The organism is Saccharicrinis fermentans DSM 9555 = JCM 21142 (assembly GCF_000517085.1).
GTDB lineage: Bacteria > Bacteroidota > Bacteroidia > Bacteroidales > Marinilabiliaceae > Saccharicrinis > Saccharicrinis fermentans.
On the sequence record NZ_KI912107.1, the window covers coordinates 1,897,184 to 1,918,813 of the forward strand.

General features: G+C 38.1%; 10 protein-coding genes. All 10 read right to left on the minus strand.

Translation table 11 applies throughout. The features are described from left to right. Window positions 1–22: 22 nt before the first annotated feature. On the minus strand, window positions 23–1,675 hold the full coding sequence (locus CYTFE_RS0107525) for a sulfatase family protein (protein WP_027471311.1): 1,653 nt from the start codon (window positions 1,673–1,675) through the stop codon (window positions 23–25). A 23-nt stretch (window positions 1,676–1,698) separates the two neighbouring features. Beyond that, window positions 1,699–5,577 carry a carbohydrate-binding protein gene (locus tag CYTFE_RS0107530; protein WP_027471312.1) on the minus strand — a complete coding sequence of 1,293 codons (3,879 nt, stop codon included), beginning with the start codon at window positions 5,575–5,577 and terminating at the stop codon, window positions 1,699–1,701. Between the two features lie 53 nt (window positions 5,578–5,630). Continuing rightward, window positions 5,631–9,119, minus strand: coding sequence for an alginate lyase family protein (locus CYTFE_RS25515; RefSeq protein WP_052343067.1), 3,489 nt, complete (start codon window positions 9,117–9,119; stop codon window positions 5,631–5,633). Window positions 9,120–9,392: 273 nt separating this feature from the next. After that, window positions 9,393–11,351: a RagB/SusD family nutrient uptake outer membrane protein gene (locus tag CYTFE_RS0107540; RefSeq protein ID WP_052343440.1), complete on the minus strand. Its 1,959-nt coding sequence runs from the start codon at window positions 11,349–11,351 to the stop codon at window positions 9,393–9,395. Window positions 11,352–11,372: 21 nt separating this feature from the next. Next, a complete protein-coding gene (locus CYTFE_RS0107545) occupies window positions 11,373–14,612 on the minus strand; it encodes a SusC/RagA family TonB-linked outer membrane protein (RefSeq protein WP_081735937.1) in 3,240 nt (1,079 codons plus the stop codon). A gap of 622 nt (window positions 14,613–15,234) precedes the next feature. Continuing rightward, window positions 15,235–16,758 (minus strand): phosphohexomutase domain-containing protein, encoded by a 1,524-nt coding sequence (locus CYTFE_RS0107550; protein ID WP_152541661.1) that lies wholly within the window; start codon window positions 16,756–16,758, stop codon window positions 15,235–15,237. A gap of 209 nt (window positions 16,759–16,967) precedes the next feature. Further along, window positions 16,968–17,633, minus strand: coding sequence for a transaldolase family protein (locus tag CYTFE_RS0107555; RefSeq protein WP_027471316.1), 666 nt, complete (start codon window positions 17,631–17,633; stop codon window positions 16,968–16,970). A gap of 95 nt (window positions 17,634–17,728) precedes the next feature. Then, the gene (locus CYTFE_RS0107560; protein ID WP_200871208.1) at window positions 17,729–19,012 is read right to left on the minus strand and encodes a zinc-binding dehydrogenase; all 1,284 of its coding nucleotides are present in this window, start codon (window positions 19,010–19,012) and stop codon (window positions 17,729–17,731) included. Between the two features lie 105 nt (window positions 19,013–19,117). Further along, a complete protein-coding gene (locus CYTFE_RS0107570) occupies window positions 19,118–20,257 on the minus strand; it encodes an SDR family NAD(P)-dependent oxidoreductase (protein ID WP_027471318.1) in 1,140 nt (379 codons plus the stop codon). A gap of 24 nt (window positions 20,258–20,281) precedes the next feature. Next, window positions 20,282–21,508: a PHP domain-containing protein gene (locus tag CYTFE_RS0107575; protein WP_044212113.1), complete on the minus strand. Its 1,227-nt coding sequence runs from the start codon at window positions 21,506–21,508 to the stop codon at window positions 20,282–20,284. Between the last annotated feature and the right edge of the window lie 122 nt (window positions 21,509–21,630).

A 21,630-nucleotide genomic window follows, 5' to 3' on the forward strand; every position in this document is an offset into this window, starting at 1 on the left:
TTAGGTCCTAAAATGATACAGATTAATGAAGAGGAACTTTTTCCACATCCGGATTCTCTTTCATATAAATATATTTATCAATTAGTTGTTGATCCAACTCCGAACTATCGCCATATTTTTTACGCAAATCCACCAATTGTTTTTTCAACTTTACAACCACATCAGCATACGCAGGGTCATCAATCACATTATGCATTTCATTCACATCCTTTTTACGATCATAAAGTTCCCATTCATCCACATCGTAATAAAAATGAGCCAACTTATACTCCTGAGTTATAATGGCATAATGACGTTTCACCATATGTATAGAAGGATACTCATAGTAATGATAATAAACCGCGTCTCTGGTCCATTCCGTATCATTCCCGGTCAATAATGGCATTAAGCTTTCTCCTTGCATATCGTCAGGAGCTTCAACACCAGCAGCCTCCAACAGGGTTTGTGCAAAATCAAGATTCTGAACCATTTGGGTATTGGTAGATCCTGGTTCAACAATCCCTGGCCAACGAACCAACAGAGGAGTTTTAAACGACTCATCATACACAAAGCGCTTATCAAACCAACCATGTTCTCCCAGATAAAATCCCTGATCAGAAGTATACACAACAATTGTATTATCACTTAATCCATTATCATCCAAATAATTTAGCATACGTCCTACATTTTCATCGACCGAAGCAATACACCCCAAATAATCTTGCATATACCGCTGGTAACGCCACTTCATTAACTCTCGTTGCGTCATTTCCGGATACTTCTTTTTGAATGCTTCCAATAATGGCTTATAGGTTTGATCCCAAACAGCACGCTGTTCTTCATTCATACGTCCTACCTCCCTTTCAAAAGCTTCCAAGTCCCATCCTGATTCATCTTTTAGACCCAGTTCAGCCATCATCTCAGGGTAAAGCTTAGAATCACCGGCCCAGTTCATATGCTTTAACAAATTCATTTCGGCCGTTTTTGCCGCAGTACCTCTCCCCTCATAATCATCAAAGAGAGTGGCTGGTTCAACAAAGCTCTTTTTAGTAAACTCCTTAAAATGACGGGGAGCTGGCAACCACTCCCTGTGTGGTGCCTTATGCAGGTAAAATAAGATAAAAGGATCCTCTTCATCTTTACGTTTCTCCAACCAATCTATTGACATATCTGTGATGATATCAGTCACATAACCCTCTACAGTAATCTTTCCATTATTGGTATAAAAATCAGGATTATAATACGATCCTTGTCCTGGAAGTATCTTAAACTCATCAATTCCTTTGGGATTATTGCCAAAATGCAACTTACCAAACATGGCTGTTTGATAACCAGCCTTTTTCAACAACTGCGGAAAAGTTACTTGCGCTTCATCAAAAGGAAACACATTATCTGTTTTTCCATGAATATGACAATGTTTACCCGTTAAAATAGTTGCCCTGGATGGTCCACAAATAGAATTAGTAACACAAGCATTGGTAAACTTCATACCCTCTTTTGCAATCCGGTCGATATTGGGTGTTTCAATCAGATGATTACTATACGCACTGATAGCCTGATAAGCATGATCATCTGACATCATAAATATAATGTTAGGCCGCTTTTTATTCGAAGTCTTTGCCTGACCATTATTTTTTGTTTCACATCCCATCATTAGTACCATGAGTACTATGGAAATAATTTCAAATTTTATCATAATTTAAATCGTTTATATTATAACTATTGTTTGACAATTTTTTTACTCATTACGTTCCCCTCCCAATCAACTATTTTTAAGAAATAAATTCCAGGTAGCAAATCCGATAGATCTATTTTTTGTTGGTCATAATCCACTGAACTTACCTTTACCAGTCTACCTTTGCTGTTATAAACATTTACTAAGGAAGCAATAAAACCATGAAAGAATAAATCATCTTTTACAGGGTTAGGATAAATAAAAACATCTGTATTGGTAGGATCATTTATACCGATATAGGTAGCATCAAATTTTAACCAATTGATATTGCACAAATACCCGGTATCCATCCCTTTAAAAACAATATAAACATCATGCACACCTTCTATTTCCACCACCTCTTCATTAACAGTATCCCATACTCCCCATCCTCCTGTTTGAGGAACATTTATAGTTGAAATAAGCGTACCGTCAAGCTTGTCCAATCTAATTTCTATAAAACACTCTTTATTAGGAGACGCCAAGCGCATATCTACACTTTTAATACCTTGCATGTCTATATTTCTAAACATGATCCAATCATCGTTATGAATCCAGCCCAAATCAAACTGTCCATCTATATCGCTCGTAGATTCTTTTTCGACACCGTACATACTGTCGTAATCTTCCGCCTCCATACGCGACATGGGATCCCGTGAAATATTTTCAAACTGGAACCAATTCAGATTTCCGACATAAGCGTTTTCTGTTCTAAAAACCAGATACACATCATATATTCCACTTTCAACACCAATAGCAGAGCTTACTGTTTGCCAGGCTTGCCAATCCCCGGTATTTGGAATTTCCACAATTCCCACTAATTCGCCATCTACCGCATTTAACCTAACTTCAATGAAGCCTCCCTCATATTCAGTAGCAACCCGCGCATTTATAGTATTCACATTGGTTAAATCTAAATTTTTATACATGGCATATTCACCATCATTTAATTTATTCAGATTCTTACCACCTCCCTCATCCGATGTTGCTTGAACCAATAAACCATAATAGTCATCAAAATCTTCGGCCTGAATAATCGCATAAGGATCTACACTTTCCAAAATATCAATGTCTGATACACTATAGAAAGTATTTTCACTTTCACTGTTGGCCTGAATAATAAGCTCTATGGTAGTTCCGGAAATTTCATTGACCGAATATAGCGTTTCACTTATTTCTCCGGTATATTCAACAATAGGTATCATATCACCACCATCAACACGATAATACATCTTCAAGTAATCTGACTGACTCATCGAACCTACACTATTTACCCTAACATGCACATTAACAGCCTCTACACAACTAGTATCAAAGATTCCTGAAGACCAATCTTTTAACGTATTTCCCACAGTAAATCCATCATTGGAAACAGGTAATAAGCACCTTGTTACATAATCCTGGGCCAAAAATTGAATCCAATTCAATTTCCACCCTGATGATTTTGAAGATATCACCACACTATGACTACCCTCCGCAAGATAAATCGAAGAATCGCTATTTTTTGTAGACCAGGTTGACGCACCTCCTGTTGCCTCAAAAGAAACTTGTTCGAACTCTAACCCATCAATACTAATCATAAAATCACCCGGCACTTCACTAGCCAAACGATAATTCAATTTATAATATGCAGGCTGAGAAATATTAACATCATATTTTGCCCAGTCATTGATATTCGCGAAGGCTATATTTCTTTCGCCTTGGGTATCAGTGGTGGTTTCCGTTTCAAGACCATTCATTTCCAGGTAATCCTCAGCTTCCATTGTAAAAGAATCCTCCAGGGTAACACGTATGATTTTCGTACTCTCCAATCCACAATCATTGGTATAAGTCGCCATATAATCACCCTCCGACTCTGGTTGCAGATCAGTTAACTCAACAGCTCTCTCGTTTGAAGAAAAGCCATTGGGCCCTGTCCAGATCCAGCTACCTCCCATTAACGGCTCTGGCTTAAATAACACAGTATTGCCCCGAAAAACAGATATTTCGGTTGTTTGCTGGCTACTTAACAAGGTTCCGAAAACATTTTTTACTTCAATGTTAGGAACAATCTCCACCTCTGCACACTCCAGTAATACATCCAACCAATTAATATTCCAAGCAGCTGAATTAGCATATATATTCACCACATGTACCCCTTTGCTTAAATAAAATGCATTGGGTGATGATACGGTTGTCCATGTCTGAGCAGATCCTGTAGCTGAAAAAGATATATTTTCCACATTTTCTCCATCAATACGAAGGCTAAATTCACCAATATTGGTTTCACTAGCAAGCCTATAATTCATACTATACATTCCGTCATACGGAATATCCACTTCATAACTCAACCAATCACCCACATCAACAGAAGTTACATTCTCACCTGCGCCAACATCAGATGAAAGCTCCGTATCAACCCCATCCATATCAGCATAATTTTCAGCTTGAATAGTTACCACTGAAACAGGCGAAAAGACTATATTATTATCCGTACCATAATCACTGACCATACCACCCGATAGCCCCAACACATTTGAACTTTTATCGGACAAGACAATAGGGAAATGAGTAAAATTATTCATTTCAAAACCAGTACAAGAAAAATTATTCTGATGCGGAAGATTCCCATACATATGACGAATACTATTTTTATCACCTCCCACTTTAATACACAAGTTCTCATCCAAATTAAACGTAGAAGTACGTAAAGTTATATTGTGATTACTTCCGCCAATATAAGCTACACTATGCGAGCCATTATAATAAGAATCTTCAGGTGCTATAATAGTAATATCAGCATTAAAATTCTTATCTGATTCATAGGTCGATGAGTACACTGGTCCATAAGCACAATCAGCATAACAGTTTACCACATCACCCGATCCAAGCGAATAACCATTCTCACACCCGATGACTGTACATCCTTCCACATATTTAGTCCCTGTGGCATGTGCCAGGGTAACGCCTGTTCTCATATTTTTGATGGTACAATTTAATACAGTGGGATTATCGGTTCCTCTTGTTATCATCTCTCCGTCAATATAAGTTGTTCCCGAGTTATAAGCACGAATTCCCCCTTCACCTGTACTCAACATATAACCTGGCGGTAACTTATATCCCCACTCAGTCATAAAATCGATTTCATCGGCAGGCGATCCCGTACCCACTTCGGCCAGCATATCATCTGTGGATCTCATTTCTCCCTCCACATAACACCCTTCGATAACAGGATAGCTGGCACCTTGCATAAACATGGCATGACCATAAGAACGATGAATTATGGTACAATTTTTTGCATGATTCTTAGTCCCTCGAATTAAAAAGGCCGAATGTTTATAGTGTTTAATCGTATAAGTACCCCCTTTACCAAAAGCATCACCATAACCATAAGGAAAAGAGCCTTTAACGGTCATATGAAAGCCCTCTATTCTATTTTCTTTACCATCCATGCATACACCCAATGCACTTTTTTTAGGTTGATCATACACAGAACCATCATCCACCATGGTAAGATTTTTTAATACATTATTATTACCCGTTACATGCACTTCATAAATTTGAACAGAACCAAAACTTTGAAAAACTTCGGTAGAAATATTTAAAGTAACGTCGGTAAAATCATAGGTACTATTATTTCCAGAAAACAGCAATAAGGAGATATTATCCTGAAAATTAGTCGTTCCAAACTTTCCTAATGCCACATCTACTGCTGTGATAGAATAAGTTCCAGGTTCCAGTTTAACATCTACACCATCATCATCCAAATACGGTAGTAGCTCATTTAATGAATAAACAGTTGTTTGTGAATGAGAAATGAAACACACAACAACGAATACCATAGTCAATAATAATCTTGGATTCCCAATAAATCCATTCATTTTTAATAGTAGATTTTTTTTCATGCGATTATAATTTAATTATCAATGGCCATAAGGAACTCCCCAAAAAAATAAATTTAATGCTCGGTACATTCCTGACGTACAATTTTTCCGTCAACTGTCTCTTTCACAGACACACGCATCTTTTTAGTATCTCCGTCCAAATTTGAAATAACAATTTCCTGCACTCTGCCATCCTTTAATTCAACGAGCAATTCATTGGCACTTTTGGCTTTAACAGCCTTTATCATTGATTCATTTTCGTAGGGTTCAATAACAGATAAATAGCGGGTTTCTTTTCCAAACGTACGAACCGCCATTGTTTTGCGACGTGACGCTTCATCTCCCAAAGGAAAATCGCCGCCTATAACGGCCTTAAAACCAACTGCGCTTAACCCCGATAGGTCAATTACTATTTCGCCAGCTGCACGATGATTAGCAGGCATTGCAGGTAGTGAATATTGCATGGGTTCTCCACCAATCTTAACCGGTCCTCCATAATAATCAAGTCCTGTCTGCGTTTGAATCACATTATTATACTTTACAGGAAGAGAAGAGATGAACAGCTCAGAACCATCTTGAAGGATTAATTTTGCATTGCCCCAAAAAATAGTATTGTTTTTGGGTTTATTCCCTAAGCGAGTGCTTAGTACCAGTTCATTTTTCCCTTCAATATCCAATGAAATATTTTTACTTCCCAATACCCAAGCACCTGTACTATCATTCAATAAGGTTTTACCATCCGCTTTTATATCATACCACAGTTGTTTATTAACCCCAAAGCTTTCGGGTGCAGTACCAATCATAATTTTATTCTGTTGAGGCCAAGCAGTGATCACATCTATTTTCAAAGGTCCATCTTCGCTGTATGGCATTCTAGCCCCTTCATTATCACAATTTACACCCCAGCACATTTCAAATTGAGCACGAGCACTACCTTGGGTACTATACCAGCTACAATCCGTAATAAATTGAGCACTTCCAAGGGGATCTTGACTCATCTGCTTATCATGCTTTATACATTCCACCTTATGTGCCAATAATTGCTTAAAGCCTTTTATTTGAAACAGCCAATCGTAAGTGTGCTCCTGTTCTGCTTGCAAGTAATCGGCCAACACCACATAATCATCCATCATGATCATCAGTCGTCGTTGTAAAACAGGTTCAGAAAAGTCTGTTAATTCCCCATAATCTGGTATATCTTCAGGCACTTGAAGCGACCTGCCCTCTTCCCAGGCCTTATAAGCAAAAGTCATATCCTTTTTATCACCATACACCATACCTCCATAAGGAGGATTGCTCCAACGTGCTTTGGTTTCTACAGCAGTAGCCTGCATCATGTCACCCGTATAGTATAAGGTTCTAAAGCTTTCCCGGGGTTCCTGCATCTTCTGGTCAACCACCACCATATTTTTATTCACAGAGGTTTGTACCAGGAATTTATACAAATAGGATTTATAGCCGTACCAATACATCTCAGGATTATAAAAACTACGACCGTACCTCATCATACTCAAGAAATTCGTTCGATCAAAGTGACCATGATATCCGCCAAAAGTACCATAATGTAGCACTGCTTGAATCTGCTCGCGCTGTTCTCTGTTTTTAGTTTGTGAACGCAACTGAACAATACCCATATTATCGGCATAGGCAGATTGTTTTATTTTCTCCGATTTAACGGGAGGTAATTCTGGCACACCATACAACAGATTTCGGGTAGTACCACGTTGTATCACCGCAGCATATTCAGGATCTCTATACAGGTAATAAGCTAATTCATAAGGTTCTCCCACCACTAAATCTTCTTTGGCATCATTCACCGCAAATATGACCCCGCGATAATCCAGAAAGGGAATAGCAGCATCCCACATATCTTTGATACCTACGTTATTTTTAGTGATGGTTCCCCATTTATTAAAGTTCATCCCATATAAACCAGGTTTCATACGTTCAGGTAACAAAGAATAATAGGGTGTAGTACCAATAGGCTTTTTTACATCTATAAAATCTTCACCCCAAGGCCGCAAAGCGATCGCTATTTCCGAGAACATAGTTGAGCACCATAAGTTATATCCTACGGCACACTCATACCACCACCCATCACTCATTACTCCTTGTGTAAACTGACGATAAATACCCGATGGGGAATTCAAAGTCCAGTCAACCAAATTCCAATCCTGGATAACCAGTGCACAATAAAAAGCACCAGCCAACTCGCTCAGGTCCCAATTATTAATTCCTCCGTCATCATTTCCCAACATAGCCGTTTCAATATACAAGCGAAATGTTTGCTCTATCAGACGATGATCTTCATCCGTCAACAGGCCACAATCTTTTACCATATCATAGGCTCGGGCAACATCTTGAAAGACTCCTCCTTCCTTCACAAAATTATTTTGATTTACACGGTATGTAGCCGGATATCCTTTTTCTTCATCAGAAAGTTTTCGTAAAAACTCAACACACTTTTGTGCGTATTCTTTTTTTCCTGTTAATCGGTAAGCGATGGCACAGTTCATCATATTTCCTGCCTCATTACTATGAAAAAGATAAGGTCCGCGAAAAACGTCAATAGCTGCATCTTTTGTGGCATAATCAGGCACTTGCCACTTTTCTGCTTTGTTTACATATTCTGCTAAGCCCTTTTTTGCCCAATCGTAGTTCTCTATTTTTTTTATTACTTTATTCCAATTATCCAGTGTGTGCACTATAAACGGAGAAGGAACACTCACGGCAGTAATAAACTCGATACTAGCAATCGCGTCGCCATTGGCCATAGCTTTAAGCACTTGTTTCTCCCGAGCACCCTGGGGCAACGAAGCGGGCAGTTGAACCTGCACCCTACATTTTTTCACTTCATTGGGAGCTAATTCTACTCTATCAGGCTTGACTACAGCCACCATTGACTCCCACCCTTCCTTAGGAAAGACGAGTTGAACATGCTGGTGCTTGGAACTGGTATTCCCCAAAATAATCTCATATTGTACTTTATCGCCTGCGGCAGCTGATTTTCCCTGTATGGGTGCTTCCAAGGACAATACTTGTCCTTTTGTTAACACAATATCTTTGACCTGCACTTTGTGATTATTCTCAGACAAAAACTTCATCTCAACTTTACTAACTCCTTGCAAAGTTCCTCGCTGCCCTTGGGGCAGATTAAACATTTCCCAAGGCACAAAAACGCGTTGCCACCCTTTTCCTTTTATCGGTATACGAGCCATCGTCTCACCTTGCAATTTCCGCATACTCTCTTTGGCCACCATAAACTTAATTTCAATTTCGGCCGAAGATTCTTTTTTCTGAAAAATGTTAAATGCCAATCCTGCATATTTACTCCAATCCTTTGCATTGGCATAAAAATCCCGATAACCTATGGAACTGGCCTTTTTTTCAGGATAATGAAAAGAGATCACATCTCCACTCTCTATGATCCCAATATTATTTTTCACCTCTTGCACCCCCAACCAATCTGAGAAATCCTTTTTTCCCACAGAAGTTTTCAATTGCGCACTCAAAACACCTCCTAGCACTAAGGCACAAAAAAGCAATACTTGTTTCATTTTCATATGTTTATAATTTGTTTCTTAATGGTCATATGATACTCACCGACACCAATCAGATACCTGTTTATAAAGATATTACCACGGTTCGTTTCATAAATAAATGATCTACCAATGCACTGAAGCGTACAAGATATCGCATCTAAATTATAGTTATGAAAGCTTCTTACATTTTAAAATAATCCCTAATAATGAGCTATATGTTGCACATAACCAAAAACAGCCGGCTGAACCCGATTATTGGGACTGCCGGCTGAAACAATTATCATGTGTTACTATCTACCAACCTGGGTTTTGTACCAAAGCTGGATTTAATTCAATTTGATTTTTAGGTATAGGCTCTAGATAATTTGCAACCCGGAAACTACGTACACTGGCATCATCTATAATCAGCGCACCTGGTTTAGTAGGTGCAATACCGGCATAACTAGACGTGGCCGATTCTCCGCTTGTTAAACCATTAGGAAATACAGAAGCATCAAATAACATACGTCCATCTTCATATTGGGGATGAACCATTGTTTCATACTCTGTACTGGTTCCTTCGTATTGAATATAATTTAGACAAGTTGACCTTCTAAGCTCATCATATGCTATTCCCCAACGCTTTAGATCATCATACCGATGTCCTTCTCCATACAGTTCAATAGCCCTTTCACGACGAATTTCACCCAACATCGTCAATTCAGGATAAGGTGCAATTAAATCATAAGTTAAAGGTGCAACACCTGCTCGTGCTCTTATTTTATTAATCGTCATATCCAAATCACCTTGAGAAATGGGAGTAGCTCCCGAAACATTCAGCTGACCACCACCGAGTTCACAAGCAGCCTCTGCATATATCAACATTACTTCAGCCAAACGAATTTGTGGATAATTATAAGATTCAGTATTCGTTTCACGGTTATAATTTTCAGTAACAAACTTAAGTCCGCTATAACCAACCCCTCTTTCAGCATTATTCAATAATTGAGGCCAGTAGGTATAATCGTACGATGTTTCCAACTCGACTTCTTCAAATGTTTTATCATAACGAGCACCACCTCCTCTAGCACTAGCGCCATAACCCCAATATTGTTTACCAGGTTCGCTTACTAAACCAACTAAACGTAGATCTCGGTTTTCAAACTCATCAGTCATATTCCTATAGCCTTTAAACTCACTAGAATATTGAACAGGTAAACCATCTTTACATAAATACATATCCATCAACTTTCGAGAAGGTGTAAACTTCATACTATGTGAAAGATTCTGGCGAATTTGCTTATAAGTATAATCGTACACTGTTTGAAAAACAAACTCTTTATTATCACTTTTCGACAACCCTGCTGGATTAGAACCATCCTCCAATGTAAACATATAGTATATGTGGCGATCGCCATAGCCTGCTCCAGCAGCCTCTAATTGAGCTCTTTTGTCCCATAGTTCAAACTCGCCACTAGACATCACGTCCAAAGCAGCTTGCTTCGCATCTGTTAACATATCTGTTATAGATGGATATCCCTCAGGTTTATTACTTCCGGCTCCGGCTTCTATACCATCTCCATCTAAATATTCTATGTCCGACACATACTTTTCCCAGGTTGCTTCATACAGCAACACACGCGCTTTAAAAGCCTTAGCTGCTTCAACAGAAACCATACCAGTCTCAGTACCATCATTAATATCGCTTTCAAACCTTAATCTTTCTATCGCCATATCCAGGTCTGTAAGAATCTGATAGACCACCTCATACCGACTATTCCTTGGTCCATATACCTCTTCCGAATCCACATCCAGCACGCGAGTTACAATAGGAACACCACCGTACCGTTTCAGCATGATAAAGTGATTCCATGCCCTAAAGAAATAGCCAACTCCAAGATATTCAGCAATTTCATCCTTATCGCCAGTATACTCTTCCGCCTTTTGTATTAATTCATTTACCGCACGTAATCTGCTATACGGTTTTTTCCAATAATCATCGTCGTCCAATGCAGCTACACTATATCCATGTGCCACATCATCATCAGCCAAGTTACTGCATAAATCAGAAGCTTCATCTCCATCATCCCATCCCAAAGCTCCATAAAGATTATAAGAAGCATACTCGAAATGCTCAGGTTTAGTAAAATAGATCGCTTCTGTAAGTTCGTCCTTTGGATCCTGCTCCAAATAATCTTCACAACTACTCAACACAATCATTGCAGAGAGTAATGTCATCAAGATAGTCTTCATATTTAAATTTATTTTATTCATAATGATCATCAAATTAAGCAATTAAAAAGTAACATCAACACCAAAAATAATTGAAGAAGTAAATGGCACAGTACCATGTGATGCCTCGGAACCATTTTCAGGATCTAATCCATCTTTTACATTACTGAAAGTAAATAGATCATTACCTGTAACTGAGAATCTCACCCTTTCCAAAGCTACTTTACTAAGAAGAGATTGGGGTAAACTGTAACCTACAGTAATCATTTTTGCTCTCAAGTAAGACGCATTTACAATTCGGTAATCGTTAATATTACTCCAGTTCCAGGCTTTTAATTCCCCCTTACGTCTTCCATTAACGATAGGCAGATCGGCATCTGTATTCGTTGTAGTCCATGTTTTTCCGATGAAAGTACTATTTTGATTGGTCCACCATGACGAGTTAGGATAGGCCAAACGACCTTCACGAATATACTGTTGCTCTCCAACTCCCTGGAAAAATGCACTAAAATCAAACCCCTTATAAGCCAATCCCAAATTAATAGAATAACTATAGTGAGGATTCGTATCTCCTTGATAAACCAAATCATCTTCATTGATATATCCATCTCCATTGGAATCAACAACCTTCGCAGAACCAGGAATCAGTCGTTGGTCACTTGCGTACTGTAATAAATTAGTTCCTTCTTTATTATCATATGGTTCAGCGGTCGTATGATCGAAACCATATTTATCGTAATAATCTAATATTTCTTCTTCAGTTTGAAACAAACCATCTGTTTCGTAGGCATAGATTGAGTATAGAGGCTTACCTACAACAGTTTTATTAACTCCACCCTCAATGGTAGTCGCGCCATCCATGCGTGTTAATTCACTTTTACTATCCCATACTGCAACACCCACATTATACTTTAGCTCTCCTATTTTATCGCGCCAATTAGCCGAAATCTCCCATCCTTTATTTTCAAATGCTCCACTATTAGTTTTTGGTGCTGTAGCTCCTAATACTTCAGGATAAGTAATACTAATCAACATATCATCATTCTTACGAATATAATATTCAAGACTACCACTTAAACGATCGTTTAATACCGCATAATCAAGAGCAAAATTGGTATTCGCTATTCGTTCCCAGGTTCTATCTGTAGAGGTCATTGCACTAATATAGGCAGTAGGATAGATAGTAGCACTATTACCGAAATAAGCCTCTCCCGAAGAATTAATAGTGGATACATAGTCATAATTATTAATACCACTGGTGGAACCGGTTTCACCATAAGAAAAACGGAGTTTTAAATTATTAAAAACACCATCTTTCAAAAAGCCCATTTCAGATAATCGAACACCCACAGATGCACCGTAAAAATTTTTCCATCGTTCATCAGGATGTAATTTAGACGAACCATCACGACGCCCCATCAACTCCATCAAGTAGATACCCTTGTAATCGTAGTTTAATCGAGTAATATAAGAGACTAGGCCTGTTCCGTAGCTTTCTGAATCATAATCATTATCATTACTTGTCCCTGCATTGGTTTGCGTTGCCGGATCTCCCGTATTCAAATCATCTAATTCGTCGGATAACATATTACCTCTAAACATATTATATTGACTATAATCAGTCACTTCTGCAGACATACCCACCATGGCTCCCAAATTATGATCTCCAAAGGATCGCTTATAATTAGTTTGTACCACATGATTCTGAAACAGAGTTTTTGAAAGATTGACATTTACAGAAGAATTATTTGAATCATGATAAATGGTTCGGTCAAAACTTCCATCCCACTTATAATAATCAACCCCGGTATAACGAATCGTTTTATCACTACTCTGAGAGCGGATATTTGCCTTATAGGTGAAAGAAAGTCCTTGAATATATTTATCTAAATCCAAATTAAGAGTACCACCCAACCGAATAATTTCCTGATTTGTTTTGGTACGGCCACCTTCGTCCAGTTCTGCGAGCATATTTGCTTCCCACAATCCATAATATTGACCAAACTCATTATAAACCGGATACATAGGAGGATTTTGAAGTCCTTCTCCGACACCTTCCGAAGGCTCATCAATTAATCTATTATCGTACGACACATTAAAATCAGTACTAATCATATCATTGACATCATAAGTAACATTGGTACGAAAATTATATTTTTTTGCACCATCATATACAAATTCAATGGGAGAACGTTCATTAGCAAAACCCAAAGAAGTTCGATACGTAGCCTTATCTCCACCACCTGAAACGGCGATATTATGTCTTTGTGAAATTGTATTTCCATATACTAATTTCGACTGATCAACATTCGCAAAACGATGTTCTTGACCAAGTGTAAAATAAGAATCTGGAGCCAAAGGAAAGGTTCCTGCCATATATTGTTCCATTTCATCTTTAGTAAAGAAAGTAGTAGAAAATGCACTTTCTTCCCACTCACCGGTAGTACCATTGATATACTGGAAATTATCGTTACTTCCAATAGTATACAAAAAATCAATATATTCATCCAGATCCATTAAGGGAAATTCACCTGGAATATTCACTTGATATTCTCCAGAATAATCCACTTTCATTTTTCCTTTTTTCCCCTTTTTTGTGGTAATAAGTATAACACCACCGGCCGCTTTGGTACCAAAAATAGCAGCAGCACCATCCTTTATTACAGAATAGGTTTCAATGTCATTGGAGTTCATCGTATTCAATTGCCATTCGGGAACTTCCAATCCATCTACTAAAATTAAAGGACCTCTACCATTAACCGAAAAATCTCCCCTAATCTTTAAATCCATTCCTTCATTACCCGGTCTTGAAGAACCTCTGGTTACTACTAAACCTGGAACCTCACCTTGAAGGGCTAAAGCTGCACTAGAGGTACCTTTACCTTTAATCATTTCTTCGCCTTTCACCTGAGTAACGGCTCCTGTCATTGTCGCCTTTTTTTGCGTACCAAAACCAACAACAACTACTTCTTCAAGTCCCAATGCATCATCTTGCATTACAACATTAATCGTTGATTGAGATCCCACAGCCACTTCTTGGGTTGTCATACCCACAAATGAAAATACCAAAATATTATCATTAGAAATATTGGAAACTAAATAATTCCCATCTATGTCAGTAATCGTTCCTTGTGTGGTACCTTTAACGATCACATTTATTCCCGGGATAGCTTCTCCATTACTATCCACTACTTTCCCTGTCACTGTTTTCTCCTGCGCAAAAATACTGGTAGACGCAGTAACTAAAAAGAAGCACAGCATAATAAAGCCTTTTGCTTTTAATCTTAGATTTTTGGTTTTCATAAAAAAATATATTTGAGTTCTAAATGAATTTTATGATTCAATTCACATTAACTTTAGTTAACACACCACACATAAACAACGCACATAACTCCACATTGATTTACACATATTAACACTTGTTTACATTAACAAATGTAGTTAAGCAAGTAAATAATGGATTTTTCATTTGTCTCAAATAGTATTCTAATTGTTGCAAAATAGTGTACACCTATTATTTTATTAGTAAAACAACACCACAAACACACTATTAAACAAACACATACAGACAATCAATAACACTCATCTATTAACGCAATCATATTAATTGATCTACCCAAAGTGCACAAAATGATCTATAATAGTGGCAAAAACCTGCTATTTCATAACTAATTTCAATCAACCATTGATATCGCAGCTCAAAAACAAGACAATGCTTTATATTATGAAAATTAAATAATCTAATTCGAAGTTCTAATGTATCTGCAGATTTAAGAAGTGTAGTACTAATAAATTTAGAAATCTCATTATAGCGTATCTTGCCCACTATAGTGTTCTAATATCATTTTAAGAGAAGAGTAAAAACGATCAGCCATTGATCATTGCAATATAAAATTCCGTACCACAGCGAAAGTAATTGGAAATATTAATTTAGTGGAGACAAGTCTAAATGGATATATAATTCAAGTATATGTTTTAATTTAGAAACAATAACTTCAACACCACCTCTTACATTAGACTCTATGTTAATAGGAATAACTGGATCATGGAGCGATAAACGCAATAAAAACCAACCATCCTCACTCTCATGTTTACATTGCACCCTGATACCTTCGTAATTTTCAGATACTTTTTCCCAGTCACTGCTCAAATTATTCTCCAAGGCAGCAATAACTGATTGTCCATACGAAATAAAATCTTTTGTTTTTATTTTCAATCTAAACTCTTTACTCTCGATAGGTTTAGGAAGCTCATTTATTAATTGAGACAGCTCTTTATTATGCAACCTCAAGTCAGCCATTTTCATAAGAAGTTTAGCCACTAAAAAAGCTCCATCATCCAAAAAATAGTTTTCTTTTAGGGCAGCATGCCCACTTGTTTCAATAGCCAGCCAGCTTTCTTCTCCGGCTGTATTTAAACGCAGTGACTCATTAATTACATTTTTATAACCACGTTTAAAACGCTTATGTTTTCCTTTCAAATGGGTTTGAATAAACCAAGTCAAACCGTCTGAGGTAATAGAATCTGTAACCACAGTACTACCCGGATGCTCTTCTAACACGATAGCTGATATCAAAGCAATGAGTTCATTTCTATGGATGGAGTTTCCTTGTTTATCCACAATCGCTGAGCGATCTACATCCGTATCAAAGATAATACCCAGATCTGCTTTTTCTCTTATCACTGCATCGCTGATGGATTTCATAGCCACCTCATCTTCAGGGTTGGGAACATGATTGGGAAAGTTTCCATCTGGATCTAAAAACTGACTACCATTTGTATCGGCACCGAGTTTCTCGAGAACCTTCTTAGCAAAGAAGCCTCCAGCCCCATTACCGGCGTCCACAATAATCTTTAGTCCTTTTAAAGGCTGTACTTTATCCACCTTGGATTGCACACCAGAGCGTATTCTATGAACTAGGTGATTTGAATAGGTAGAAATATAGTCCAATTCTTTCACTACACCCGACTCGCTAATGGCGTTTAAATGATCCCGGGCAGCCCATTGTAATATTTCAGTAATATCACTTTTATTGGCTCCTCCTTCTGGTGTAAAAAACTTGAATCCATTTCTATTAAAAGGTAGATGACTGGCAGTAAGCATCACGCCTGCATCAATGCAATAATCTTCGTCCACTGTTGCCATAAACATGGCTGGAGTAGAAGCAATACCACAATCATAAACATCAACTCCAACATGAACCAAGCCTTGTACAAAGGCCTTTTTCAAAGATGGCCCTGTCAAACGAGAATCCGTACCCACAGCCACAGTTAAAGTTAAAGTTGATAGATTTGTTTTATGATGTAACCAATGTGCAAAAGCGCGACCCAGTTTCTCTGCCACTTGACATGTTAAGTTAATTTCTTCACCGGGTATGCCATCCATGGCAACGCCACGAATGTCTGATCCGTTTTGCAGTTTTTTCCAATTGATATGCGTTTTCATCATATGTTTAAATTTATCTTTCAATGGTCATATGGAACTCGCCAGCATGAAGCATACTCCTGTGTGTGCAACAATTCTCATGGCTCTTTTCATATTTTAATTTTTTAATCACCCATAAGTCCCTAATAAACAAACCTATTTCAGGCATATATCCATAAAAGATCCATTACACCCCCCTACAGCTTCTCCCGGGGGTGCATTCGTAAAATCGGCTAAAACTCGATATCATATAACCCTTTGGCATCCTTTTCAAACCACTCAACACTCATATCAGTCATCGGGTGACTTCTAAGGCGTTCTAGAATTTCAAAACTGATGGTAGCAGCCTGACTTCCCATCATACTCACTCTATGCACCTGATCAACGGTTTTAAAGCTTGCAGCTAACACACCTGTCTTTAATCCATAACGCTCAATATTATCCACAATATTACCTACTACCTCAATACCATGAGAAGAAATATTATCCAATCTATTCACGTAAGGAGCTACCCAATCAGCACCTGCCTTAGCCGCTACCAAGGCTTGCTGTTGGGTAAAAATAGCTGTTGCCGTAACATGAATACCTTCCTTCTTGATAAGCGGCATAGCCTTATAACCTTCCTTGGTCACTGGTATTTTAGCAAAGTAATTATCACCCAAGTGATATTTATCCTTATAGGCGATGGCTTCACGCACCATATCTTCTGCCTGATTACTAATCACTTGAACGTGCAACATCCGTTCTCCTACCAAATCTACCAACTGCGGCATGATCACCGACATCGGCTTTTTCTCCATCGCGATAATAGTTGGATTGGTAGTTACGCCTTCTATAGGAAAATAGCTGAACAATTCTTTTAGTTCATCAATATTGGCTGTGTCTGCTAAATAAATCATCTTTTTTTATGCTTTTGAATTATAGATAAAAGACCTTAAAATTAAAGCCCATATTCGTCAAACAAATTACCTGGACTCCAATTCTATTGCTGAATTTAATAATTTAAGGCTTTGGCATTTGCTAACAACAATTCCTCAGCTTCCACACTCCACAGTCCGTTATTACGTTCACATACCTCAGCGAGCAAACAATATACGGCATTATTTTCACCTATTTTCTTAAAATCTGAAATAGCTGTCAGGGGCATTTCTACATGATTATAGATCAATTTTTTACCTCCAGGTATATTGGGCAAGCTCAAGGTTGCATCAATAACAGCATTCATTCCACCAATATGGGTTACCAATCCAGCCGGATCCAATCCTTTACTCATCACGTCCAGTGCCTCTTTCATATCATCGGTGTTACCACCGCTAGTTCCTACCACATGTGTATATGCATAGTGTACATTATAAAAATTCAATGAAGCTTCAAAGTTTGGGTTGGATGGACCAGCAAAGAAATTCAAACAACCATCAAAGCCCAAGATTGCATCCGCTTGCTTAATTACAGGAGCTACAGGCGCAAATACAAACACATCGTTATAGCCCTCGTTCCCAGAAATTTCTTTCAGTTCTTTTTCAGGATCTTTCATCTTACTTGTGTTTATATACTTTAATTCTATTCCCTGAGATACTGCAAAATCCGGCGTATACAATGTGGCAGCTCTATCCAAACGATCTTGGTCTATATCGGTCACCACCAACAAGGATGGTTTTCGATCTTTACGATGCAACACATAATTAATAGCAGCCAAGCCCATAGGTCCAACACCTGCCAAGAGAGCCATTTTTCCTCCATCCACAATTTCCATGTTATGCACATACGAACCCGGTACTGTATGATAATTGGCATGCATGGCGCCAATCACACAAGATAAGGGTTCTGATAAGGAAGCCGGATAAAAACCCTCCCCCTTGTAAGGCAACAAACACCCCAGTTCCATCACCTCATTGGGAATAACCACATAAGTTGCATCTCCTCCAATATGATGATAAGAATAACCTGGGGCACTCAATATACCAACGGGCCCTTCTTTATAATTTAAGGCAGGCTGAATAGAAAATTTATCACCTTCTTTAAATTGTCCTGCCCATTTACTTCCTACCTCCAATAATTCTCCAGCAAATTCGTGACCTATAATCACAGGATGCTGATCCACATTTTGAGGTACTCTTTTGTGATCAGCCCCTTGATTAGACGCCTTAAAAGATGACATACAAAGGCTATCACACACTACCTTAGCCAATATCTCATTATCCTTTATCTCCGGCAATTCAAATTCTTCTAAACGAAGATCTGCCTTTCCATATAATCGTACTGCTTTAGTCTTCATCATTTCCTACATTCATTTTTATATAACACTTTCTCTACCACAATATCCTCTATAGAATCAAAAAGGGTTCCATCCAGATCAAATATGATAGCTTTAATCTCCATATAGTTAATTTAACATAGCTTGACCACCTGTTACTGGAACAGCTTGACCGGTTTCATATTCTTGTTCAATAATGTAATATACAGCACGCATCACATCCAACACTGTGCATCCTCTACCTGCAGGCACCTGCGCTTCATAAAAGGCTTTTACATCCTCAATGGTTTTGGCTCCTTTTACTTTACCAGCATTCAGATATTGTACAAAGAGTCCTTTTTCAGGATCACTCCATAAGGGTCCATCAAAGAAATTACCCGGACAGATGGAGTTAACTTTTATTCTGTTGGGCATCAATTCTAAGGCAAAAGATTGTGTTAGACCAATGCCTCCGAACTTACCTCCTGCGTAGGCAAAATTACGGTTACTCCCTTTCAATCCTGATTTAGAATTGATTTGAATAATATCAGCAAAATATCCGTCACGATAGGCTGTTTGTAATTTCAAGACAGGGGCCGCATATTTTGCGCAATTAAAATAACCTGTATAGTTTACTTTGGTCATAAATTCAAAATCCTCGGGGGTCATCTCATCAAGTCCACCAGCGCGCAATACTCCGGCATTAGATATAAAAACATCAAAGCCACCAAACTCAGATACCGCCTCGTAAATTAGATTCTGAACCGAAAGAGGACTAGAGACATCGACCTTAACAAAAAAAGCTTTGTTAGTACGGCACATCTTATTCATTTCCACCGCATACTCCTTCCCTTTCTCTTCGTTTAAATCGGCAATAACTACGTTGGCACCATCTTGCACCATAAGCTTAACCAGACCACCTCCAAAACCTTGGGCTCCACCTGTAACAAGCACAGTTTTTCCAACAGCTCGTCCCTCCTGCTCAGGATGCGATTCCGGTTCAATTCCTCTTAATAAACAATCAACTTTATAACTTGTTTCAGCAACCGCTACCATACCCATACCATTCAAATAAACCAATTGTGGTAGGGAATGATGCGCTGCTTTAAAATCCTGTATTTTAGCTATCAGCTCTGTAATAATCTCCGTTACAAGCTCCTTTTCTTCCAATATTAGATCTGCTCCGGAAGAATCGGACTGCACACTTATTTTTGCTACCTTCACTTTATCTTCAGATAGTAGCATTCTAAGTGCTGGAAGTATTTCCGTTAATTTTTCACTAAATGTCATATGATTATTTCAATTATTATATTTCTATTCTGCAAAATATTTACTTATCACCCCATGTCCCAACTCTACAAAAGGTTGCAGACTATTGCCATTTCTTTCTCCGCTCTCTTTCACATAGCCCTCTTCTCCTTTCGACTTTAAATACTGATGAGCCGCCACCACGCAAGCACCTTTATACGACAGCTCTTTCAGTTCATCATCTAAATCAATGTGCCCTCTTGTTTCCACCTTCATGGGAATCATATCCGGACTATTATGCTCTGTTCCAAAGGTCACCAAGACTTCATTTTTCCAAAAAAAACCAGCATACTCTTTTAATAATCTCAGGTCATTTCTATTGGGAATAAACTCAATAGAATGAACGTTTCTGGCTTTCAATTCCTCCAACAGCGCTTCCTTATTTCTTTCAAATGCAGTATACTCACCCTCCAGATTATCAGCTAACAAAGGATAGGTAGGTATACCACCAGCATGAAGAATCATTTTTTTTATTAAATCAATAGGCAAGAAAGCCTTCGTATTTTCTTCAACAAAAGCTTTTTTCCCAGCTTTAAAAAGCATATTTCGTATTTCGTTTTCTACAGCTGCGTTATTTCCCATATAAACCTTAGGAGCCTGACCATACAGTTTTTCAAAAAAAACGGCTCTATCATCAAGTGATGAATATTTTTCAAACACCTGAATACGAAGCGCTTTTGCAATATGTCTTTCCCGCACCAAGTCGACGGCGTACTTTTCGAATATCTCCCTCATACTTAGCACAATATCCGCCCCTATATCCTTGAGCAGGACATTTGTTTTATCCATCATCTGCCCCACCCTAGTAATTATTTCTTGTTTAATCTCATTCACTTGACTCGCATACGGCTCATCCATTTTTGGAGGAAAAAACAAACCTTTTCCAGATAAATAAACACGTCCCGGATTTCCCGGATCGTTCAACCTCAAACCCTTTTCCTTGTCCTTTTGGTTTAAACCAATAAACTCAATATTAAACAAGGGAAAAATATTATTGACACGAGCCAGGTAACTAAACTCTTCATATCCGTCCGTAGAATAAAAATCGTTAATCCCCAATATACGAACCCCCTGTTCTTTGGCCAATTGAAATATTTCAGAAATATCTTTAAAAGCACTAAAGGAATAAGGTGTATGCAAATGTGCATTCACATTGTATATAGACCGATCCTTTTGCTTACCAATCCATTCTAATAATTGCAATTTTTCGGGTAGTGTAGATAGATTTTGCATGATTTAAAATTTGTATCAGATATTACATAACATAAGATTTCTGAAGGGCACATCCTTTACCATCGTTGAATTAACTACTGGTAACAAGCGCTTTCGACACCTAATCATGCCCGTTTTATTAT